This window comes from Curtobacterium sp. Leaf183, from assembly GCF_001424385.1.
Classification (GTDB): domain Bacteria; phylum Actinomycetota; class Actinomycetes; order Actinomycetales; family Microbacteriaceae; genus Curtobacterium.
In genome coordinates this window covers 260,906-282,259 of record NZ_LMPO01000007.1, presented here as the reverse complement: position 1 = coordinate 282,259, position 21,354 = coordinate 260,906, and the positions used below count along the sequence as shown (strand labels likewise).

Here is a 21,354-nt window from a genome sequence, read left to right as displayed (position 1 = left end):
GGGATCAGATGTCGTCGACGGAGGACGACTCGAACCGCGAGGAGATGTTGATGCCGAGCTCTTCAGCGGCACGGAAGACCTCGTCGTCCGTGTCGCGGAGGCTGACCGCCTGGCCGTCGGCCGAGAGGACCTCGACGTTCAGGCAGAGGGACTGCATCTCCTTCATGAGGACCTTGAAACTCTCGGGGATGCCGGGCTCCTGGATGTTCTCGCCCTTGACGATCGCCTCGTAGACCTTCACGCGGCCGAGGATGTCGTCGGACTTGATCGTCAGGAGTTCCTGCAGGGCGTAGGCGGCACCGTATGCCTCGAGCGCCCACACCTCCATCTCGCCGAAACGCTGTCCACCGAACTGCGCCTTCCCACCCAGCGGCTGCTGCGTGATCATCGAGTACGGGCCGGTCGAACGGGCGTGGATCTTGTCGTCGACCAGGTGGTGGAGCTTCAGGATGTACATGTACCCGACCGAGACCGGCTCCGGGAACGGTTCGCCGGAGCGACCGTCGAAGAGCTGGGCCTTGCCGGAGGAACCGATCAGACGCTCGCCGTCACGGTTCGGGAGCGTCGAGTCGAGGAGGCCCTCGATCTCACGCTCGTAGGCGCCGTCGAACACCGGGGTCGCGACCTTGGTGCCGGGCTCCGCGCTGCGGGCAGCCTCGGGGAGAGCCGAAGCCCACTCCTGGATGCCGTCGACGTTCCAGCCCTGCTTCGCGAGCCACCCGAGGTGGATCTCGAGGACCTGGCCGAAGTTCATGCGGCCGGGGACGCCGAGCGGGTTCAGCACGATGTCGACCGGGGTGCCGTCCGCCAGGAACGGCATGTCCTCGACCGGCAGGATCGTCGAGATGACGCCCTTGTTGCCGTGACGACCGGCGAGCTTGTCGCCCGCGGTGATCTTGCGCTTCTGGGCGATGTAGACGACCACGCGCTGGTTGACGCCCGAGCCGAGCTCGTCGTCGCCGTCCTGCGCGTCGAACACCTTGACGCCGATGATCGTGCCCTCTTCACCGTGGGGCACCTTGAGCGAGGTGTCGCGGACTTCGCGCGACTTCTCGTTGAAGATGGCCCGGAGCAGGCGCTCTTCGGCGCTGAGCTCGGTCTCGCCCTTCGGCGTGACCTTGCCGACCAGGATGTCGCCGGGGCGGACCTCGGCGCCGATGCGGATGATGCCACGCTCGTCGAGGTCGGCCAGGAGGTCCGGGCTGACGTTCGGCAGGTCGCGGGTGATCTCTTCCTTGCCGAGCTTCGTGTCGCGGGCGTCGACCTCGTACTCCTCGATGTGGATCGAGGAGAGCGTGTCGTCCTTCACGAGGTTCTGCGACAGGATCATCGCGTCCTCGTAGTTGTAGCCCTCCCACGGCATGAACGCGACGAGGAGGTTCTTGCCGAGCGCGAGCTCGCCGTTCTCCGTCGCGGGGCCGTCGGCGATGACCTCGCCCTGCTCGACCCGCTCACCGGCGCTGACGACCACACGGTGGTTGTAGCTGGTGCCCTGGTTCGAGCGGTCGAACTTGCGCAGGTAGTAGGACTGCGTCCCGCCCTCGTCGAGCTGCACGGTCACGGCGTCGGCCGAGACCTCGGAGACGACACCGGCCTTGTCGGCGATGACGACGTCGCCGGCGTCGATGGCGGTGTAGCCCTCCATGCCGGTGCCGACGAGCGGCGACTCGGAGCGGAGGAGCGGCACGGCCTGGCGCTGCATGTTCGCACCCATGAGGGCGCGGTTCGCGTCGTCGTGCTCGAGGAACGGGATGAGCGACGTCGCGACCGACACCATCTGGCGCGGGGAGACGTCCATGTAGTCGACCTCGGCCTTGGCGACCAGTTCGACCTCGCCGCCCTTCTTGCGGACGAGGACCTTGTCGTCCTGGAAGTGGAACGTGTCCGTCAGCGGGGCGTTGGCCTGCGCGACGACGAACTCGTCCTCTTCCGAAGCGGTCAGGTAGTCGATGGTCTTCGTGACCTCGCCGTTGACGACGCGACGGTACGGGGTCTCGATGAAGCCGAACGAGTTGATCCGACCGAAGGACGCGAGCGAGCCGATCAGGCCGATGTTCGGGCCTTCCGGGGTCTCGATCGGGCACATGCGGCCGTAGTGCGACGGGTGGACGTCGCGGACCTCGACGCCGGCGCGCTCACGGGACAGACCACCCGGGCCGAGGGCCGACAGACGCCGCTTGTGCGTCAGGCCCGCGAGCGGGTTGTTCTGGTCCATGAACTGCGACAGCTGCGAGGTGCCGAAGAACTCCTTGATCGCGGCGACGACGGGGCGCACGTTGATCAGGGTCTGCGGGGTGATCGCCTCGATGTCCTGCGTGGTCATGCGCTCGCGGACGACGCGCTCCATGCGGGACAGACCGGTGCGGACCTGGTTCTGGATGAGCTCGCCGACGGCGCGGATGCGACGGTTGCCGAAGTGGTCGATGTCGTCCACGTCGAGGCGCAGCTGCACGGGCTCGCCGTCGCGGACGCCGTCCAAGTTGGTCTTCTCGGCGTGCAGCGAGACCAGGTACTTGATCGTGCGGACGATGTCCTGCACGGTCAGGACCGAGTCGCTCAGCTGCGCGTCGATGCCGAGCTTGCGGTTGAGCTTGTAGCGGCCCACCTTCGCCAGGTCGTAGCGCTTCGAGTTGAAGTAGAAGTTGTCGAGGAGCGCACGCGCGGCCTCGGCAGCGACCTGCTCGCCCGGACGGAGCTTGCGGTAGATGTCCTTGAGCGCCTCTTCCTTGGTGAGGATGGCGTCCTTCTCGAGGGTCGACTCGATGGAGGCGAAGCCCTGGAACTCCTCGAGGATCTCCTCGCTCGTCATGCCGAGGGCCTTGAGGAAGACCGTGACCGACTGCTTGCGCTTGCGGTCGATGCGCACGCCCACCTGGTCGCGCTTGTCGATCTCGAACTCGAGCCAGGCACCGCGCGAGGGGATGACGCGAGCGGAGTAGATGTCCTTGTCGGACGTCTTCTCCTGCTGGCGCTCGAAGTACACGCCCGGCGAGCGGACGAGCTGCGAGACGACGACGCGCTCGGTGCCGTTGATGATGAACGTGCCGCGCTCGGTCATGAGCGGGAAGTCGCCCATGAAGACTGTCTGCGTCTTGATCTCACCGGTCATGTGGTTCATGAACTCGGCGTTGACGTACAGCGGCGCGGCGTAGGTCTTGCCGCGTTCCTTGCAGTCGTCGATCGAGTACTTCGGGTCCTCGAGCTCCGGGGACGTGAACGAGAGCTGCATCGTCTCGCCGAGGTCCTCGATCGGGGAGATCTCCTCGAAGATCTCCTCGAGGCCGGAGTGCAGCGCGAGGTCGGTGCGACCCTGCTCCTGCCCCTCGGCCAGTCGGGCCTTCCAGACGTCGTTGCCGACGAGCCAGTCGAAGCTCTCCGTCTGGAGAGCGAGCAGATCAGGAACCGTGAGGGTGTCCGTGATCTTGGCGAACGAGAGTCGCGAGTGGTTGCGACCGTTCTTGGGGTTGGTGGATGCGTTGGGCGCAGCAGCCAAGGGTGTGACCTCCGGTTGGCCCCGTCGGGCCGGTACTGACGGGCAGCATGTAGGTGAGTGGATTGACGCTCGGCGCGACCCGATGACACGCACGCACGCTCGAGTCCGCAGGACAGAGGCGTGTGCGATGATCTGTGTGAGCGGCCCCCGCCGTCATGTGCGGGAGCGGCAGCACCAGGCCCGTCCGAGATGGACGTCGAGTCGACCGCAATATGACGACACGCAGCCAGGGAGCGCGAACTGTCATCATAGGCAGCGTCCGCGCACGATGTCCAGTCCTGGCTTGACCAAATTCGCTGGCGACGTGTATAAGCACCGCCGGGCCGCTCGCATTCCGCAGTGTGCGCGCGGCGGATCCGCTCAGCCGAGCCGTTCCCGCGATGTCGCTCCCGCTCCGGCCGCGGGTGCTCGATGCCCGGCCAGGGCCCGGAATGCGTCCTCCGGACGACGGGTCCGCACGAAGGTCACCGTGCCGCGGTCGTCGGTGAGTTCGATGCCGAGTCCGGGCGTCAGCAGCAGGGCACGGACACCGCGGTGGCGACGCAGCCCGATCCCGCCGTAGGTCGCGGCGTCGGCCTCGACCAGCCGTGCTGCGGTGATGCGACGGCGTGCGACACGACGCGGCGGCAGCGGTCGGAAGTGCAGGACGACGTCGTGTTCGGTGATCGTGAACCCGGCCCGCGCGACCAGCAGGAGCAGACCGACGACCATGCCGACCAGTCCGGGGACGACGAGGGCGATCTCCGGCGCGTCCCCCGGCCACGCGAGCACCGCCGCGGTCAGGCCGCCGCCGGCGACCAGCAGTGCGGCGCCGGTGGCGCGCATCCACACCGGCGCGTCCTCGCGGTCCGCGAGCAGCGGACGGGAGGCCCGGGTCGGCCGGGTGGGTCGGCGCACCGGGGCGGGGCGGCGCGTCTGGGTGCTCATGGTGTCGGCGGACATCGGTCTCCTGCGGTGGTGCTCGTTCGGTGCTCCGGTGCGGTCTGCGGCACGCGGAGGGGTGGCGGGCACGTCGGTGGTCCGCGAGGGGCGTGGGCGGGGAACACCCACGGGTGACGGCGGTGGTGACGCCCGTCACGGTCGGTCGGGACGCGGACCAGCGGGAGTGGGGACCCCGGAGGTCGACGCGTCCGGCACGACGACGATCGTCGACGGTACGCGCCGACGCTTGGCGTTCACTGTTCGTTCACCCCCGCGGGGTGCCACACGAGAGGCTCGTCAGCGCAGGACGAGGGCGACCGCTTCGGCGCGGGTCCGGACGCCGAGCTTCTGGAACACCTGGTTGACGTACGACTTGACCGTCGGCACCGTCAGGAACAGCTCGGCGGCGATCTCCGGGTTGGTCCGGCCCTCGGCGATCCGCTCCAGCACGTCGGCCTCGCGCGGGGTCAGGTCCGGGAAGCGCGCACGGACCGGCGCGACACCGGCGGGTGCGGCTGTGGCGGGCACCGGCCGGTCGGCGAGCTGCGCGACGAGCCGCGCCCCGACCGCGGCGTCGAAGGTCGTCTGCCCCGAGGCGACCGCCCGCACCGCGGTCGCGATCTCGACCCGGCCGGCGTCCTTCGTCAGGTACCCCCGCGCGCCGGCCCGCAGCGCGGTCATGATCGACTCGTCGTCGGCGTACGTGGTCAGCACGAGGACGGCGACGTCCGGGTGCCGCTCGGCGATGCGGGCCGTTGCGGCGGCTCCGTCGAGCACGGGCATCCGCAGGTCCATCAGCACCACGTCGGGCAGGTGCTCGTCCACCGCGGCGACCGCCTGGTCCCCGTCCGCGGCCTCGCCGACGACCTCGAGGTCGGGGACCAGGGACAGCACCGTCACCAGGCCGTCGCGCACGATCGCCTGGTCGTCGACCACGAGGACCCGGATGCTCATGCGCCGTCGCCGTCCACGGGGGCGCTCGCGACCGGCAGGTGCATCGCCACGACGAACTCGTCCTCGCAGCGGGACGCCTCGACGGACGCGCCGCCGTCGAGTTCGGCGAACCGCTCGCGCATGCCGAGCAGCCCGTGGCCACCGGCGGCGAGCGGGTTCGCGACGACCACCGCGACGGCGTCGCCGTCGCGGGTGACGGACAGGGACACGGGGCGGCCGGGCGCGTGCCTGCGGGCGTTGCTGAGGGCCTCCCGGGTGGCTGCGACCACGGCGGACCGGTGGGCGTCGTCCAGGTCGGGGAGCGCCAGGTCGCCCTGGACGTGCACGGCACCGCCGAACGACCGGTGCGCGTCGACGAGCGCGGACAGGTCGGGACGGGAGGACCGGCTCGGCTCCGGCGCGGCCGCTGCGGCGGTCGGGACGGCCGGCCCGGTGTCGCCCGTCTCGTCACGCAGCGCGTGGACGGCCCGACGGGCCTCGGCCAGGCCGTCGACGGCGAGTGTCCGGGCGTCCGCGGCACGCCGCGTCGCCTCGTCGACGCGACCCGCCTCGAGGAGCGCCTCGACCGCGTCGAGCTGCAGCACCAGGCCGCCGAGCGAGTGCGCGAGGACGTCGTGGACGTCCCGCGCCGCCCGTGACCGGTCCGCCAGCAGGGCCGTCCGCTGCCGGTCCTGTTCGGCCTGCCGCGCCTGCTCCTCGGCCAGACGGAACTGCCGGCGGTTGACCCCGATCAGGACGCCCAGGGCGAGCCCACCTGCGCTGCCGAGGACGAAGGTGGCCGAGGTGCCCGCGACGTCCGCGCCGACGGCGATCACCACGAGTGCGACCAGCGCAGCGACCGCACCCAGCCAGGCCGGGAACCGCTGCCCGGCCTGCAGCGCGACGATCCCGATGATGACGGGCACGAGCATCAGGGCGTCGGTGGGGACGACGACCAGCGCGCCGGCGAGCACCATCGCCGACGCCGTCCACACGACCGTGGCGGGCGTCCGCACGAACTCGCGCAGGGCCCACGCGGCGAGCGCCACGCCCCCGACGACCCAGACCCAGGCGGCCTGCTCGAGCGCGAGCCCGTTCTTGACGAACCAGAACGTGACCGCCACGACGCCGACGGCGCTGAGCCCCCACCCGAGACGCGACCGCGGCCGGCCTCCGGGGAGGTCGGCCGGTCCGTCGCCGGAGAGCAGGGTCACCGGACCATCATGCCGCGGGTGCGTCCCGGGATGCGCTGGTCGAGCACCAGGGCGCGGGCGGCGCGGTTGATCGCGAGCATGAGCAGGATCGCGCCGGTCGAGGTGAGCAGGTGGGCGCCCATCTGCCCGCCGAGCGCGTCGAGACCGACACGGACGGCGATGAGCACGAACCAGAGCGCTGCGCCGAGTCCACCGGTGCGCGACTGCAGCGTGCGCCCCTTGTCGTCAGGCGCTCCGGCCGTGCGGAAGGTCGTGATGCGGCCCATCGTCAGGCCGATGCCGATCGAGATGAGCGCCTCGATGCCCAGGAAGACGATGTCGGTCGTGCTGATGGTCGCCTTCGTCTGCGCCAGGACGACGACGCCGACGACGGCCATGACGAGCGGCATGCGCCAGATGCGCGCCGGGTCGAGGTACTGCCAGGTCGCCTGGCGGTACGCGAGGAACCCGACGAGGGCGAGCCCGATGACGATGTTCGCGAGGAGCTGGACGGACATGGTGTGCCTTCCTGGAGCAGATCGGGGCGGTCCCGATCCGGTGATCCCATGCTCGTGCGGCGTCGCCCGCGGCCCCACCACCCAGGGGTGGTGACCCGGGTGGGGATCGCGGTGGTGTTCGATGGACCCCATGGCTGACGCGTTCGACGGGTTCAAGCTCGGCACCGGGTTCGCGGTGATCGAGCCGGACCGACACCGACCGGGGTCCTTCACCCTCGTGGTCGACGGCACCCCGCAGTCGCACGTCGACCTCGAGGACCCGACACACCTGGCGTTCGAGTACATCCGGCGGATCGGGCACGCGATCGACCTGCTGCCCGACGGTCCCGTCACGGCGCTGCACCTCGGCGCCGGGGCCCTGACGCTCCCCCGCTACGTCGCGGTCACCCGTCCGGGTTCGCGGCAGCAGGTGATCGAGCTCGAGCGGGACCTGGTCGACCAGGTGCGCGACGTGCTGCCCTTCCCCCGGGGCGCCTCGATCCGTGTGCGGTACGGCGACGCCCGCGAGGTCCTGTCGAAGCTGCCGGCCGGGTTGCGCGGCACGGTGGACCTGGCCGTCGTCGACGTGTTCGCCGGCGCACGGACCCCCGCCCACGTGACGAGCGTCGAGTTCCACCGCGAGGTCGCGGCCTTCCTGTCGCCGACCGGCATCGTCGCGATGAACGTGGCCGACGGCGCCGGGCTGGCGTTCGCCCGGGGCCAGGCGGCGACGCTGCAGTCGGTGCTGCCCTCTGTGGTGGCCGTCGCGGACACCGGGATGCTCAAGGGCCGGCGCTTCGGCAACATCGTGCTGCTCGGGTCCCCGTCCGACCTGCCCGTGGCCGACATGCCGCGGCGGTACTCCTCGGACCCGATGCCGGCGAAGGTCGTGCACGGCGCCGAGCTGCGGGCGTTCATCGCCGGGGCACCCGTCGTCACCGACGCCACCGCGATCGGGTCGCCCGAGCCGAACCGGTCCGTCTTCGGCGCCTGACCGCTGCATCGTCCGCTCGGTGCAGTCGCCCTTCCCGGGCACCGTGCGGGTCGCGCTGCCAGGATGGGCTGCGAACGAGCGCGCAACCGTGCGACCGAGCCGAGACGGGGAAGTCATGACGAACGACGACCGGAACCACGACGACCGGACGGCCGACGGCCAGACCCCGAGCTGGGGGCAGCCGCAGGGCGACACCCCCCGGTACGGCGAGCGCATCACGCCGGCATCGGCTCCGCAGTACGGCGAGTCGGCCCCGCAGCACGGTGGACAGCCCCGCTGGGGTGAGCAGGCGCCCACAGAGCAGCAGTACGGTCAGCAGCAGTACGGTCAGCAGCAGTACGGCCAGCAGCCCCCGCAGTACGGGCAGCAGCAGCAGTACGGCCAGCAGCCCGACCAGTACGCGCAGCAGCAGTACGGCCAGCAGCACCACGGCGCGGGTGCCCCGGCCTGGCAGGCGCACGACGAGCAGAAGCCCAAGAAGAAGACCGTCGGTCGCATCGCCCTGCTCGTCGCGGTCATCGCGCTCGTCGTCGGGATCGTCGGCGGGTTCGTCCTGGGGAACGTCCTCGGGTCGAGCGGTGCGATGCGCGGTGTGCTCGACGGCAGCACGACCGGCGCCGACCCCCAGCAGCTGAGCCGCGACCTGGCCAACGACCCCGGGGTGCGGGGGCAGCTGACGCTCGGTTCCGTCCTGATGGGCGCGGGTACGCTCTTCGGACTGTGGGCGATCGTGCAGGGCATCGTCGCCGTCGCCACGAAGCGCGGCCGTGGGTGGGGCGTCGTCGCGATCATCCTGGCCGTCGTCGCGGCGATCGTCGCGTTCTCGGTGTACATCGGCGTCGCCGTCGCGATGTCCGGTGCCGCGTCCTGACCGCACTGCTGAACGGACCGGAGATGACCGGCGTGTGGCACCGCTCCCTCCCGGCCGAGCGCGGATACCCTCGACCCTGATGTCCCTGCCGCCCGACGACCGCCAGCTCCCCGACCGCGACGACCGCGCCCGGGAGCCCCGCCATGCCGCCCCGGGTTCGGCGAGCGCCACCCCCGGCAGCGCCTTCGCACCGATCAGCCTGCGGCCCGCCGTGGACGTACAGGCGATCCAGGACCGCCTGCGCGACCTGGGCCAGAGCCGCTCGACCGAAGCCCTCGCCGACCGCGCCGAACTGCTCCGGCTGCTCGGCCGCCTCGACGAGGCCCTGGTCGTGGCGGAAGAGGTCTTCCGACTGACCATGTTCACCGGCGAGCGCGCGGACAAGGTCGCCGCCCGCATCCGCCGCGCCCACGTCCTGCACGACCTCGGCCGGTACGAACGTGCCGCCACCGAGTCCGCCCTGGCGCGTGACACCGCGACGACCGAGGAGTGGCCCGAGCTCGAGGGCGCAGCGGCGGAGATCGAGGGCTGGTCCCTGTTCGAGCTGAACCGCTTCGACGAGGCCCGCCAGGCCCTGGGCCGCTCGTACGACGCGTTCCGTGCCGCCGGTGCCCCCGCCGAACGGACCGAGGCCCTGCGTTCCGCCGTCGAGGCAGCGATGCGCGCCTCGATCGCCCGTCCCCCCGCCGAGGCCGAGCGACCCCGTCCCGACGGTGCGCGGACCGAGGCACCCCGGACCGAGCCCGCCGGGACCGACCGCGACGGCTCCGACCGGCCCCGGACCGCCCGCGAGGCCGCGATGCGCCGGGCGACCGACCCGGAGACGCGCGTCGCCGAGCCCGTCAAGGAGATCCCGCCGGTCCGCCGACGTGTCCTCGGAGCCCCCGATGCCGCCCGCACCGAGGCCGACACCCTGTGGGGCAAGCTGACCGACCGACGACGTCCCGCCGACCGCGACCAGTGACCGCGCTCGACCTCGTCCGGGCACGGGCCGACGAGCTCATGGGCGCACACCTCGGTCACGGCACGTGGACGTTCGCCTTCGACCATGCCAAGACCCGCGCCGGGCAGTGCGACTTCGCCAAGCGCCGGATCACGGTGAGTCGCCACCTGGCCGCACGGTTCTCGGACGCGGACGTCGACCAGGTGCTGCTGCACGAGATCGCGCACGCGCTCAGCGGTGCCCGCGCCGGACACGGACCGTCCTGGCGCCGCACCGCCGCCGCGATCGGGTACACCGGCTCGCGGCTGCACGACGGACCCATCGCCAGCGAGCTCGCGCCGTGGGTCGGCACCTGCCCCGCCGGGCACGAGCACTTCCGGTACCGCACGCCCACCCGGCCGCTGGCGTGCGCGCGGTGCTCCCGCCGGTTCGACGAGCGGAACCGCATCACGTGGCGTCGTCGGGACGCGCGGACCATGGCGAGCGTCTGACCCGTCCTGCACGGCGCGTCGCGCAGCGGTTAGCCTTGCCCGATGCAGACGGGGCAGCACATCCGCACGGACTCGGGGTCGTCGTGGTTCTTCGACGCCGGACGGATCGCCCTCGACTTCGCGCACACGGGCGGCTTCGCCGACGATCCCGACGGCCGTCGCCCGCGCGCCCAGCTCGGGGAGCTCCTGATGACGCCGGCCGACCTCGACGAGTGGTTGACCGACCACACCGAGCCGATCGACGTCGGCGCCAGTGCCCGCGAGCTGCAGGACGCCCGTGCGCTCCGCGCCGCGATCGGCCGACTCGCGGCAGCGGCGGCACCCGCCCCGGCGTCGACGGCGGCCGAGCGCAACGCGGTCGCGGCGGGCCTGCGTGCCGGGACCGGCCGCACGCGCCCCGCGCCCGACGACATCGACACGGTCAACCTGTTCGCCGCCCTGCCGGACGTGCCCCCGAGCCTCCCGGGTGGACGTCGCCGGGCCGGAGCCAACCGGGTCCGGCTCGCGCAGGCGCTGTCGAGCGTGGCCCGCGACGCCGTCGCCCTGTTCACCGAGGTCGGCTTCGACGACGTCGAGGCCGACGGCCGACCCGCCCGGCTGAGCCGGTGCTCGGCGCCGGACTGCGGACTCGTGTTCTACGACTCCTCGCGCGGCGGGACGCGTCGGTGGTGCGCGATGCAGCGGTGCGGCAACCGCGCCAAGGTGCGGGCGCACCGGGCACGCCGGGCCGCCGCCTGAGGCGTCCCTACGAGTCCGATGCGCGCCAGGTGATCGTCGCGTTGCCCGCCGGGCCCTCGTCCACCGGGGCGGCACGCAGGTAGCTGACGGCGTCGACGGTGCTGCCGGCCGGCGCGAGGAGCACGGCGCAGACGTCGGCCGTGCCGTCGGCGGTGAGTGCCGCCGCGATCGCCGTCCGGTCGAAGGGGCACGCGTCCCGCAGCACCGCGTTGCGGTCTGACGCCGCGAGCTCCGGTCCGGCCTGCAGCCGGTCGTCCGCACGGAGCCCCCAGGCGTCGTTGGCGAGGTCGCCCACGGCATCGGGGTCGAACGTGCCGCGGACCCGCTCGACCGTGAAGTGCGCCAGGTAGGCGTCGTCGCCCCGCGCGCGCAGCCCGAACTGGTCGAGTGCGTCGTCGGTCACCCGCTCGACCTCGGTCGCGGTGATGGCGAGCTGCCCGTGGAAGGCCGAGCCGTTGAGGCTCGTGGTGACGCTCTCGCCCATCTCGTGGCCGCCCTGCGCGCACCCGCTCAGCCCCAGCACGGCGACGGCCGCCAGCACGGTCGCCGTGGTCAGTCGTCCTCTGGTCCCCTGCATGGTCGCCACGGTACGGACCCGGGAGGTCCGGGGCACGTCGACCACGGATCCCCGCCCGGACGCACTGCGGTTCGCGCACATCCCGAACTCTTGTTTTCGGCGCGCCGAATCCTCTGGCATGCTGGGCGTCGTGACCGACACCGCCGCCCCACGCGTGGCTCCCCCGTCCGCCCCGCGGCGGCGCGGAGCGGGGCTGACCCTGCTCGGGCCGGCGTTCGTCGCGGCGATCGCCTACGTCGACCCCGGCAACGTCGCCGCGAACCTGACCGCGGGGGCGAAGTACGGCTACCTGCTGCTCTGGGTCCTGGTCGCGGCGAACGCGAGCGCCGTCGTCGTGCAGTACCTGTCCGCCAAGCTCGGGGTCGTGACGGGCAAGTCGCTGCCAGAGCTGCTCGGCATGCGGATGCGGCGCGCACCCCGGCTGCTGTTCTGGGCGCAGGCCGAGGTCGTGGCCGCGGCGACCGACATCGCCGAGGTGATCGGCGGCGCGCTCGCCCTGCACCTGCTGTTCGGGCTGCCCCTGGTCGTCGGCGGGGTCATCACGGGCGTGGTGTCGATGGCGATCCTGGTGCTGCAGAGCCGGCGGGGCGCACGCACCTTCGAGGTCGTCGTCACGGCGATGCTCGTGGTCCTGACGATCGGGTTCTGCGCCGGCCTGCTGTTCGCCCAGGTCTCCCCCGGCGAGCTCGTGTCCGGCCTGGTGCCGCGCTTCGAGGGCTCCGAGTCGGTGCTGCTCGCGGCGTCGATGCTCGGCGCCACGGTCATGCCGCACGCCGTGTACCTGCACTCGGCCCTCGCCCGCGACCGGCACGGCGACACCCCCGCCGGTCCCGAACGACGCCACGTGCTCCACATGACGCGCTGGGACGTCGCCCTCGCGCTCATCGTCGCCGGCGGCGTGAACGTCTGCATGCTCGTGCTCGCCGCGGCGACGCTGCCCGGCGTCCCGGGCACGGACTCCATCCCGGGCGCACAGGCCGCGATCGCCACGCACGTGGGGCCCGTCATCGGCGTGCTGTTCGCCGTCGGGCTGCTGGCGTCCGGGCTGGCCTCGACCTCGGTCGGCTGCATGGCCGGCGCCGAGATCATGCACGGGCTGCTGCACGTGCGGGTGCCGCTGCTCGCACGGCGCCTGGTGACGCTCGTGCCGGCGATCGTGCTGCTCGCGCTGGACGCCGACGCGACGATGCTGCTCGTGGTGAGCCAGGTCGTGCTGAGCTTCGGGATCGCCTTCGCGATCGTCCCCCTGGTGACCTACACGTCACGGCGCAGCGTGATGGGCTCGGACGTCAACGCGGTGCCCACGCGGGTGGTCGCGTGGGTGATCGCCGCGGTCATCGTCGCGCTGAACGTGGCCCTCGTGGTGCTGACGCTCGGCGGGTGACCGGCGCCGCGGGCGCGCGATTGCGCCGGCGCGGAGTGGCTTCGCACAACGGGGACCGGTCCGCACCACGCGATTGCGTGGTGCGGACCGGTTGGTGTTGTGCGAACGACAGCCGCCGGCCGTCAGCCGCGGCGCGCGTCCTACTCGACGACGCGGACGCCCTTCCAGAACGCCACGTAGCCGCTGTAGTCCTTGCCGACGCGGTCGAAGGACGACGGGATCGGCGTGGGGTACGACCATGCGCTGTCCTGCAGCGCCTGACCGTCGACGTTCACGGTGTAGTACTGCGTGTCGCCCTTCCACGGGCAGTGGTACTGGGTGTCGCTCTCGGTGAACAGCTCGGTCTTCACGCTCGACGGCGGGAAGTACCAGTTGCCCTCGATCTGGATCAGGTCGTCCTCGGGTGCTTCTGCGATGACGGTGTCGCCGGCGACTGCCTTCATGGTGTGCTCCTTCGCTCGTGAGCGGTCTGCTCGACCAGCGGCAACGCTACGCGCGGGCGCTGTGTTCCCCCGGTCGGACCACGACGAGCTCCGGCCCTGCGGCGAGCGCCGCGCGAGCACGGTCCGGCCCGATGGCACGCGCCGTCTCGGACGCACTCACGAGGTGCCGCACCGCGCCCCGAAGCCCCGTGTAGGCGGCACATGCCGCAGCCGCCTCGGGCGAGCAGTGGTCGATCCCCACAACGGACAGCGCGTCGACGACCGCACCGGCCCCGAGCAGGTCCTCCACCGCGGGGACGGGTGCGTCCGGCACGTCGGCCGACTCGCCCGCGGCCTCGGCGACGTCGTCGAACGCCGGCCCGTGGTGGGTCCCGGCTGCCACGACCGCGACGACACAGCGGTCGCCCAGTGCGGCCTGGAGGCTCGTCACCCGGTCCGCGACCGCCGCCGCGTTGGCCAGGTGGCCGAGCACGACCTCGGGCCCGGCCGGCAGCTGCCGACCGACAGCCCGGTGGTCCACGCCGGGTCCCTCGGGGAGCACGTCCACCCAGACGACCACGTGGGCGCCGACCGCGACCCGACGGGCACCGGCCACGCCCCACCCGAACCGGACCTGGTACTGCTGCTGGCCTCGTTCACGCACGCCGTCACGATATCCGCTGTGGAGCACCTGTCCCTTTCCACAGGCGAGGACCCTGCGGCCGATCCCCCACGAGCCCGCCAGTACGATCGAGTCCCATGGAGATCGACCCCGTTCCGACGCTGACCGGCGACCGCGTCACGCTCGAGCCCCTCGCGCACGAGCACGCGGACGACCTGCGGGCTGCGGTCGCGGACGGGGACCTCTGGCGCACCTGGTACAGCTCGATCCCCGCTCCGGCCCAGGTCGACGCCGAGATCGACCGCCGCCTGGCCGAGCACGACGCTGGCCGCATGGTGCCCTTCGCGGTGCGCGACCGCCCCACCGGCCGCGTGGTGGGTGCGACGACGTTCATGCACATCGACACCGACAACCGACGGGTCGAGATCGGGCACACGTTCCTGGCGAAGTCGGCGCAGCGCAGCGGCATCAACACCGAGTCCAAGCTGCTGATGCTGTCGCACGCGTTCGAGACCTGGCAGTGCATCGCGGTCGAGTTCCGGACCCACTGGCACAACGTGCAGTCGCGCACCGCGATCGCGGGCCTCGGCGCGAAGCAGGACGGCGTCCTCCGCAGCCACCAGATCGGTCGTGACGGCACCCTGCGCGACACCGTGGTCTTCTCGATCACCGCGTCGGAGTGGCCGACCGTCCGGCTGTCGCTGGCCGAGCGCCTGCGCCAGCACGACCGGGCCGAGGGTTCCCGGCGCCGGTCCGCGCGCCACGCCTGACACACCGCGGTCCCCGCGCGCCTGGGACCGGTCCGGGGCGTCCGGGTAGCGTGCGCGGCATGCACGTCGGTCTCCGTCTCGTCCTCGATGCCCCCGTCGACGTCGTCCGCGACGCCCTGCTGTCGCCCGCGGTGATGGTCGGGGTGACGAAGCCGTTCCTGGTGTACCGCTCGCTCGACCCGGCGGGCTTCCCGCACCGCTGGGCCCCGGGACAGCCGCACCCGATCGCCGCGAGCGCGTTCGGCGTCGTGCCGAGCGGCGAGAGCCACGTCGACATCGACCTGTACGAGGTCGACGGCGTCCCCGTGCAGCGCGACAACGGCGGTGGCACGAGCGGCCTGTTCGCGCGGATGGACATGCGGCACCGGATGGCCGTGTCGGCGCTGCCGGACGGCACCACGCTGTTCGTCGACCGCCTCGACTACCGGATGCGTCCCGCGGCGCTCGGGTTGGCGCTCTGGCCGGGGATGTGGGTCATCTGGCAGTGGCGTGCCCTGCGGATGCGGCAGCAGGCCCCGACCTGGCCGCCCGCCTGACGCGAGCACCGCGTCGGGCGTCGGCCGCGCCTCCCGTCCGCTCCGGACGCGGTGCGTGCTGCGTCGCACCCCCTGACGGACGTCGCACCCCGGTGCGACGGGGCGCGACGTCCGTGGCGGGGTGCGATGCGCCCGGTGTCGGCGTACGGCCGGGTGACACGCCGTACCGGGGTGGGGCGGGCCTCCCGTTCGTCACCGGGCGGGCGTAGCCTCGTCCCGTGAGCCAGACGCGCCCCCAGGAGCCGACGACCGACGACCGCGTGCACACCACGCTGGCGACCGTGGACTGGCGGCGGATGACCTTCGACCTCTACCGCCGTGTCCGCGCGACCGCCGATCCGGAGACCGCACACGCGATGTGGCGCGAGACCCGCGACGCGATGTTCGCCGAGCACCCGGCCAGCCCGCTGCTGGACGAGGACGCGGTCGACTTCGAGGAGCTCCCGGTGCCGGCGTACGACCCCGAGTGGCGCTTCCGCGCTCGTGTCGAACCGGCCGAAGCCCGGGTGATGGACGTCGAGACCGGCACCGACGGCACCGTCCACTTCGACCGTCTGGGTGTCGTGCGCCTGCCCGGGATCGGCACGCTCGACGTGTGGTCGCACGGCGGCTACGCGGGCGGTGTGTTCGTGCCCGTCAAGGACGCCAGTGCCGGCAAGGCGCGGGGCACCTACGGCGGCGGCCGCTACCTGCTCGACACCATCAAGGGCGCGGACCTGGGAGGGGACGACGGTGAGCTCGTCCTCGACTTCAACTTCGCGTACAACCCCTCGTGCGCGTACGACCCGGCGTGGGCGTGCCCGTTGGCGCCTCCGGGGAACACCGTGCCCGTGGCGATCCCCGTCGGCGAGCAGTACGACTTCTAGGGCGGACACGATGTCTTCCAAGACGGCAACCGGGACGACGAGCGGCCTCGTGGCGATCGACGCCGGCGGGCGCATCCCCCCGTTCGAACAGGTGCGGTCGCAGATCGCGGCGCAGATCGCGGCCGGGTACCTGGTGGACGGGCAGCGTCTGCCGAGCGTCCGGGCGCTGGCCGAGGAACTCCGGCTCGCTCCCGGCACCGTGGCCAAGGCCTACACGCTGCTCGAGGAGTCCGGGCTCGTGCACACCGCACGCGGCGCCGGCACCCGGGTCGTGCGGCCGGCCGACGTGCCGGCGGACGTCGCCGACGCGATCCGGGCGCTGGTCGGCACGGCGCGTGCAGCCGGGCTGTCGGCGGACCAGACCGCCACGGCGCTGCGGGACGCCTGGCCCGCGTAGCGCCGGGGTGCTGCCGCGCACGGTGCGAGGTCGCCGGTACGTGCGAGGTTGATCGCGTGGTGCGAGGCAACAACCTCGCACCGCCCGGCCACGGCAGCACGGAGGACCAGCCACACACCGTGTGCGGCCGGTCAGCAGTGCTCGAACACGTACGCGGAACCGCCCCGGGCCACCAGGTCGCGGTCCCGCAGGATCGTCATGGCGGGCCGGTCACGTCGGGCGCACACGTCCGACCAGTCACCGTCGGAGTCGTCCGCGTACTCGACGTCGATGACCCGGTCGCCGTACACCCGCGTGTAGGCACCGCACTCGTCGTAGGTCACGCACTCCTCGGCGACGGCGAAGTCGAACCCGGCGTCACGCTCGCCCGCACTGCCGAGCTGCGGGGTGTTCTTCTGTCCCGCGGCCAGCCCGTGCTCGTGGGCGACGTCGACCAGAGCCGTCGCGAGCGCCAGGTTGCCGGAGCGGGTCAGCGCTCCGTGCGACCGCGTCCACGAGTCGAGGTTGTCGAACTCGACCGCGTCGAAGCCCCGGTCCGCGCACCGAGCGATCGACCTCGTCAGCACCGACACGATGGTCTTCCGTGCGTCGGCGCGCGACGTGTCGAGGAGCATCTCGTCCGGCCAGCCCGGGTCCGAGACCGGCCCACCGTCGTCGTTCCGCAGCAGTGCGGCGGGGTGGTCGTCCTCCCACATCGCGGCGTCCTCGGGCTGGGTCTGGAACCCGTTGACGTAGCAGACGCCGTACGCGTCCGAGGCCGGGTGCGCGGTGCTGTCCCGCTCGACGATCGTCACGCCCGACGGCGGTGTGTACGCCCCGCCCAGCTGGTAGTCCGGCACGCCCGAGGTGGGGAAGGCCCGGACCGCGTCACCACCGGCAGCGGCGCACCCGCTGACGCCGAGGACGGCCACGACCGACAGGACGACGAGGGGCAGGACGGAACGGTGCGACACGGAGCGAATCCTCGCACGCCGGAGCCGCCTCTTCCGGCGGACGCCGTCGGAGCGCTACACTGGTCGTACTCGAGGCGCCGATCGCCTCGTGCGTCGTACGGACGCCCCCGAAACCTCCCGGTCGAACTCGACCGATGCGTATCGCGCACCACCGCTCCCCCGGAACCCGTCCGGGCGGCGCACCGGTGCCAGGCTCTCTGCTGCGGCGACAGTGCCCGCACCTCCACGCCCGCTCCAGCAGCGGGCGAGTCCGCTCCATGAGCAGACGACGGACGCGGTCACGATCCCGCCCGCGCGCCGATCGAGCGCGCACCACGGCCGAATCCGGCCCGAAAGGTCGTCATGACCAACCCCATCGAAGACATCCGTTTCTCCGACCTCGGCGTCCCCGCCCCGATGGTCGACGTGCTCGTCGCCCAGGGCAAGGAGAACGCCTTCCCGATCCAGGCGGACACGCTCCCCGACTCCCTCAAGGGCAAGGACGTGCTCGGCCGCGGTCGCACCGGCTCCGGCAAGACCATCGCGTTCGCGATCCCCCTCGTCGCCCGGCTCGCGGCGAACCCGCAGAAGCGTCGCCCGGGTCGCCCCCGCGCCCTGGTCCTCGCCCCCACCCGTGAGCTCGCGACGCAGATCGACGCCGTGCTCGCTCCCCTCGCCAAGGCCATGGGCCTCACCACGACGACGATCTTCGGCGGCGTCGCGCAGGGCCGTCAGGTCGACGCCCTCCGCAGCGGCGTCGACATCGTCGTCGCCTGCCCCGGTCGGCTCGCCGACCTCATGCAGCAGGGCCACGCCCACCTCGACGCGATCGACGTCACCGTCCTCGACGAGGCCGACCACATGGCCGACATGGGCTTCCTGCCCGGCGTGACGAAGATCATGCAGGCGACGCCGGAGCGCGGGCAGCGCATGCTGTTCTCGGCCACGCTCGACAACGGTGTGGACAAGCTCGTCAAGAAGTTCCTGCACAACCCGGTGATGCACTCCGTCGACGACGAGTCCAGCCCCGTCGAGGCGATGACCCACCACGTGTTCGAGGTCGCCGACGCCGACGGCAAGAAGGACCTCGTCCGGACCCTCGCCTCGGGCACCGGTCGCCGCATCCTGTTCATGCGCACGAAGCACCACGCCAAGCGCCTGGCCAAGCAGCTCTCCTCGCAGGGCATCCCCGCGGTGGACCTGCAGGGCAACCTGTCCCAGGGCGCCCGCGAGCGCAACCTCGCGAAGTTCTCCGCCGGTGAGGCCCTCGTCCTCGTCGCCACCGACGTCGCCGCCCGCGGTGTGCACGTCGACAACGTCGAGCTCGTCGTGCACGTCGACCCGCCGACCGAGCACAAGGCGTACCTGCACCGCTCGGGCCGCACCGCGCGTGCCGGCTCGTCCGGTGACGTCGTCACGGTGGTCATGCCCGCCGAGCGTCGCGACGTCGCGCAGATGATGCGCAAGGCCGCGATCACGGTCACCCCGCAGCAGGTCACCCCGAACTCCGCCCCGGTCCTGTCGCTGGTGGGCGAGATCGCCCCGATCCGCCACGTGGCCGAGGCCCCCGTCCAGCAGCAGCAGCCCCGCCGCCAGCAGTCCTCCACCGCCGGCTCGTCGTCCGCAGGTCGCGGTCGTGGCCGCGGTGGCCGCACCGGAGGCTCGGTCGCGGCCACGCAGTCCAGCTCGGCCGGCAACGGCTCGGGTTCGGGTCGTCGCGGTGGCCGTCCCATCGAGGGCGCGTCCGCCTCGTCGGCCGGCTCGACCGGTCAGCGCCGCTCCGGCGGCGGTGCCCGTCGCGCCAGCAGCGACGCGCCCCGCGGCGGCTCGGCACAGGTCTGGTCCTCCGATGGTGGCTACGCGCCCGGTCGTGCGGCCGGCACCGAGTCCAGCGGCAACCGTCGCGGTGGATCGCGCCGAGCATCCCGTCCGGCCGGCAGCGGTCGCTGAACCTGCTCGCTGTCCCAGCCTGGACACGCTCTGCGAACGGCTGTGCACAGAGCGCGTACGGTTCTGGTCACCGGAGGACGCGCGAGCGTCGCCGGTGACATGTCCGTTGACGGAAGGAGCCGCCTATGGCTGGCATCGATGACATCAAGAACGCTGCCGAGAAGGCAGCCGGCAAGGCCAAGGAAGCCGTCGGGAACGTGACGGACAACGACCGTCTCAAGGCCGAAGGCCAGACCGACCAGGCGAAGGCCTCGACCAAGCAGGGCGCGACCGACGTCAAGGACGCCGCGCACGGCGTGGCCGACAGCTTCAAGGACAACAAGTAAGACCAAGTGCGGTCGTCCCGACCGCGCTGCGAAGCCCCCGGGTCCCATGTGGACCCGGGGGCTTCGTCATGTGGTGGCGCGGGCGCCGTGGTGCCGGATGGCGGAGCACAACGGAAACCGGCTCGAACCACGGACTTCCCTGGTTCGAGCCGGTTTGTGTTGTGCGGGTCCGGTTCGCGCCGGCCGGGCGGGCGCAGCGGGCGGGCGCGGCGCGGCGCGGGGGGCGGGCGGGCGCGGCGCGGCGCGGCGCGCGGGCGCTACAGCAGGGCGCCGACCGAGGCCAGCCCCGCACGCATGAGCGCGCCGCGGCCGCCTTCCATCTCGTCGGAGACCGCCACGGACGCGGCTTCCATCGGGCTCATCCACGTGAGCTCGAGGGCGTCCTGTCGCGGTTCGCACGTGCCCGTGACCGGGACGACGTAGGCCAGGGAGATCGCGTGCTGCCGCTCGTCGGTGTAGACCGAGGCGCCGGGCAGCGGGAAGTACTCGGCGACGGTGAACGGTGCCGGGTTGGAGGGCAGCTGCGGGAACGCCATCGGCCCGAGGTCCTTCTCGAGGTGGCGGAACAGCGCGGTGCGGATGGACTCGCCGAACATCACGCGGCCCGACACCAGGGTGCGCGCGATCGAACCACTGGGGGCGACGCGCAGCAGCACGCCGACCTCGGTCACGACGCCGAGGCCGTCGGTGCGCACCGGGATCGCCTCGACGTAGCAGATCGGCAGACGACGACGGACCGACGCGAGTTCTTCGTCGGACAGCCAGCCGGAGTCGGGATCGGGGTCGGGGGTTCGCGTCGAGGCCATGCACCGTGTCTACCAGCCGGTCCGGCGAGTTCGGCGCGCCGCGCGCTGGTTGTGGACGGCTACCGTCGTCCACATGATCGACACGGACATCGTGCAGTGGACCCGCCCCGAGCGGGAGCGCGCCGGCACCCCCCTGCTCGTGACCATGCACGGGGTCGGGTCGAACGAGCGCGACCTGCTCGGGCTGGCACCCGCGCTGCCGCCGACGTGGACGATCGCGTCGCTGCGGGCACCGACGGCATGGGGACCCGGCTTCAGCTGGTACCCGCTCGGCACCCCCGGCTCGCCGGCGCTCGAGCCGGTCGACGCCGCGGTGCAGGGTGTCCTCGACTGGATCGACACCGTCGCGCCGGACCACCCGCGGATCGGGCTGCTCGGGTTCTCGCAGGGCGGGTCCATGGCGCTGCAGCTGCTGCGCGCCCGACCGTCCGGGTTCGCCTTCGCCGTGTCGCTGTCCGGGTTCGTGGTGCCCGGTGTGACGGACTCCCGCGACGAGGCCGTCGCCGCGGTGCGTCCGCGCGTGTTCCTCGGGCACGGGGATGCCGACCAGGTCATCCCCGCCGACGCCACCGCACGCACGAGCGCCTGGGCAGCGGCGCACACGGACGTGACGGACCGGACCTACGCCGGGCTGCCGCACGCGGTGTCCGCCGCCGAGCTGGCGGACGTAGCCACCTTCATCGGCGACTGAC

Annotated in this window: 23 protein-coding genes; 13 read left to right on the top strand and 10 right to left on the bottom strand. The window is 72.3% G+C overall.

The annotated features are described in order from the left end of the window. Positions 1 to 4 precede the first annotated feature (4 nt). From rpoB to ASG04_RS05780, 5 genes are all read right to left on the bottom strand, one after another. On the bottom strand, positions 5 to 3,493 hold the full coding sequence (rpoB, locus tag ASG04_RS05800; RefSeq protein WP_056121369.1) for a DNA-directed RNA polymerase subunit beta: 3,489 nt from the start codon (positions 3,491 to 3,493) through the stop codon (positions 5 to 7). A gap of 360 nt (positions 3,494 to 3,853) precedes the next feature. Continuing rightward, entirely contained in the window at positions 3,854 to 4,435 is a 582-nt protein-coding gene (locus ASG04_RS05795) for a hypothetical protein (protein WP_056121367.1), read from the bottom strand. 276 nt (positions 4,436 to 4,711) lie between these two features. Next, positions 4,712 to 5,368 (bottom strand): response regulator transcription factor, encoded by a 657-nt coding sequence (locus tag ASG04_RS05790; protein WP_056121364.1) that lies wholly within the window; start codon positions 5,366 to 5,368, stop codon positions 4,712 to 4,714. After that, positions 5,365 to 6,561 (bottom strand): sensor histidine kinase, encoded by a 1,197-nt coding sequence (locus ASG04_RS05785; RefSeq protein ID WP_056121362.1) that lies wholly within the window; start codon positions 6,559 to 6,561, stop codon positions 5,365 to 5,367. The genes ASG04_RS05790 and ASG04_RS05785 overlap by 4 nt, the downstream gene beginning before the upstream one ends. Continuing rightward, positions 6,558 to 7,058, bottom strand: a complete 501-nt coding sequence (locus tag ASG04_RS05780; RefSeq protein WP_056121360.1) for a hypothetical protein — start codon at positions 7,056 to 7,058, stop codon at positions 6,558 to 6,560. Before ASG04_RS05780 ends, ASG04_RS05785 begins: the two co-directional genes overlap by 4 nt. A gap of 130 nt (positions 7,059 to 7,188) precedes the next feature. Between ASG04_RS05780 and ASG04_RS05775 the strand changes: the two genes are divergently transcribed. The 5 genes from ASG04_RS05775 to ASG04_RS05755 all read left to right on the top strand — a co-directional run bounded on the left by ASG04_RS05775 (position 7,189) and on the right by ASG04_RS05755 (position 11,074). Continuing rightward, entirely contained in the window at positions 7,189 to 8,031 is an 843-nt protein-coding gene (locus ASG04_RS05775; RefSeq protein WP_056121358.1) for a spermidine synthase, read from the top strand. 115 nt (positions 8,032 to 8,146) lie between these two features. Then, positions 8,147 to 8,902, top strand: coding sequence for a DUF4064 domain-containing protein (locus ASG04_RS05770; protein WP_056121355.1), 756 nt, complete (start codon positions 8,147 to 8,149; stop codon positions 8,900 to 8,902). A gap of 79 nt (positions 8,903 to 8,981) precedes the next feature. Next, entirely contained in the window at positions 8,982 to 9,866 is an 885-nt protein-coding gene (locus ASG04_RS05765; RefSeq protein WP_056121353.1) for a hypothetical protein, read from the top strand. Next, a complete protein-coding gene (locus ASG04_RS05760; RefSeq protein WP_111105963.1) occupies positions 9,863 to 10,336 on the top strand; it encodes a SprT-like domain-containing protein in 474 nt (157 codons plus the stop codon). Before ASG04_RS05765 ends, ASG04_RS05760 begins: the two co-directional genes overlap by 4 nt. 42 nt (positions 10,337 to 10,378) lie before the next feature. Further along, the gene (locus ASG04_RS05755) at positions 10,379 to 11,074 is read left to right on the top strand and encodes a CGNR zinc finger domain-containing protein (protein ID WP_056121352.1); all 696 of its coding nucleotides are present in this window, start codon (positions 10,379 to 10,381) and stop codon (positions 11,072 to 11,074) included. A 7-nt stretch (positions 11,075 to 11,081) separates the two neighbouring features. On the opposite strand, the gene ASG04_RS05750 is transcribed toward ASG04_RS05755, so the two are convergent. Next, the gene (locus ASG04_RS05750) at positions 11,082 to 11,651 is read right to left on the bottom strand and encodes a hypothetical protein (RefSeq protein ID WP_156463546.1); all 570 of its coding nucleotides are present in this window, start codon (positions 11,649 to 11,651) and stop codon (positions 11,082 to 11,084) included. Positions 11,652 to 11,769: 118 nt separating this feature from the next. On the opposite strand from ASG04_RS05750, the gene ASG04_RS05745 reads away from it, so the two are divergent. Then, positions 11,770 to 13,035, top strand: coding sequence for an Nramp family divalent metal transporter (locus tag ASG04_RS05745; protein ID WP_056121348.1), 1,266 nt, complete (start codon positions 11,770 to 11,772; stop codon positions 13,033 to 13,035). 140 nt (positions 13,036 to 13,175) lie between these two features. Here ASG04_RS05745 and ASG04_RS05740 read toward each other — a convergent pair whose 3' ends face one another. After that, complete coding sequence (locus ASG04_RS05740; RefSeq protein WP_056121346.1) at positions 13,176 to 13,478, bottom strand: DUF427 domain-containing protein; 303 nt, start codon at positions 13,476 to 13,478, stop codon at positions 13,176 to 13,178. Between the two features lie 46 nt (positions 13,479 to 13,524). Beyond that, positions 13,525 to 14,121, bottom strand: a complete 597-nt coding sequence (locus tag ASG04_RS05735) for a hypothetical protein (protein WP_235515448.1) — start codon at positions 14,119 to 14,121, stop codon at positions 13,525 to 13,527. 95 nt (positions 14,122 to 14,216) lie between these two features. Here ASG04_RS05735 and ASG04_RS05730 point away from each other — a divergent pair, with 95 nt between their 5' ends. From ASG04_RS05730 to ASG04_RS05715, 4 genes are all read left to right on the top strand, one after another. Then, positions 14,217 to 14,849 carry a GNAT family N-acetyltransferase gene (locus ASG04_RS05730; RefSeq protein WP_056121342.1) on the top strand — a complete coding sequence of 211 codons (633 nt, stop codon included), beginning with the start codon at positions 14,217 to 14,219 and terminating at the stop codon, positions 14,847 to 14,849. A 59-nt stretch (positions 14,850 to 14,908) separates the two neighbouring features. Continuing rightward, a complete protein-coding gene (locus ASG04_RS05725) occupies positions 14,909 to 15,385 on the top strand; it encodes a hypothetical protein (protein WP_156463545.1) in 477 nt (158 codons plus the stop codon). 296 nt (positions 15,386 to 15,681) lie between these two features. Further along, positions 15,682 to 16,251: a DUF1684 domain-containing protein gene (locus tag ASG04_RS05720; protein ID WP_056121618.1), complete on the top strand. Its 570-nt coding sequence runs from the start codon at positions 15,682 to 15,684 to the stop codon at positions 16,249 to 16,251. A 10-nt stretch (positions 16,252 to 16,261) separates the two neighbouring features. Beyond that, positions 16,262 to 16,648 carry a GntR family transcriptional regulator gene (locus tag ASG04_RS05715; protein ID WP_056121338.1) on the top strand — a complete coding sequence of 129 codons (387 nt, stop codon included), beginning with the start codon at positions 16,262 to 16,264 and terminating at the stop codon, positions 16,646 to 16,648. 131 nt (positions 16,649 to 16,779) lie between these two features. On the opposite strand, the gene ASG04_RS05710 is transcribed toward ASG04_RS05715, so the two are convergent. Next, the gene (locus ASG04_RS05710; protein WP_056121336.1) at positions 16,780 to 17,601 is read right to left on the bottom strand and encodes an endo alpha-1,4 polygalactosaminidase; all 822 of its coding nucleotides are present in this window, start codon (positions 17,599 to 17,601) and stop codon (positions 16,780 to 16,782) included. A gap of 342 nt (positions 17,602 to 17,943) precedes the next feature. Between ASG04_RS05710 and ASG04_RS05705 the strand changes: the two genes are divergently transcribed. Both ASG04_RS05705 and ASG04_RS05700 read left to right on the top strand, forming a co-directional pair. Further along, the gene (locus ASG04_RS05705; RefSeq protein ID WP_056121335.1) at positions 17,944 to 19,530 is read left to right on the top strand and encodes a DEAD/DEAH box helicase; all 1,587 of its coding nucleotides are present in this window, start codon (positions 17,944 to 17,946) and stop codon (positions 19,528 to 19,530) included. Between the two features lie 125 nt (positions 19,531 to 19,655). Continuing rightward, positions 19,656 to 19,856 carry a CsbD family protein gene (locus ASG04_RS05700; RefSeq protein WP_056121334.1) on the top strand — a complete coding sequence of 67 codons (201 nt, stop codon included), beginning with the start codon at positions 19,656 to 19,658 and terminating at the stop codon, positions 19,854 to 19,856. 257 nt (positions 19,857 to 20,113) lie between these two features. On the opposite strand, the gene ASG04_RS05695 is transcribed toward ASG04_RS05700, so the two are convergent. Then, on the bottom strand, positions 20,114 to 20,662 hold the full coding sequence (locus ASG04_RS05695) for an NUDIX hydrolase family protein (protein ID WP_056121333.1): 549 nt from the start codon (positions 20,660 to 20,662) through the stop codon (positions 20,114 to 20,116). A 73-nt stretch (positions 20,663 to 20,735) separates the two neighbouring features. Here ASG04_RS05695 and ASG04_RS05690 point away from each other — a divergent pair, with 73 nt between their 5' ends. Continuing rightward, positions 20,736 to 21,353: an alpha/beta hydrolase gene (locus ASG04_RS05690; protein ID WP_056121332.1), complete on the top strand. Its 618-nt coding sequence runs from the start codon at positions 20,736 to 20,738 to the stop codon at positions 21,351 to 21,353. Position 21,354: the final 1 nt, after the last annotated feature.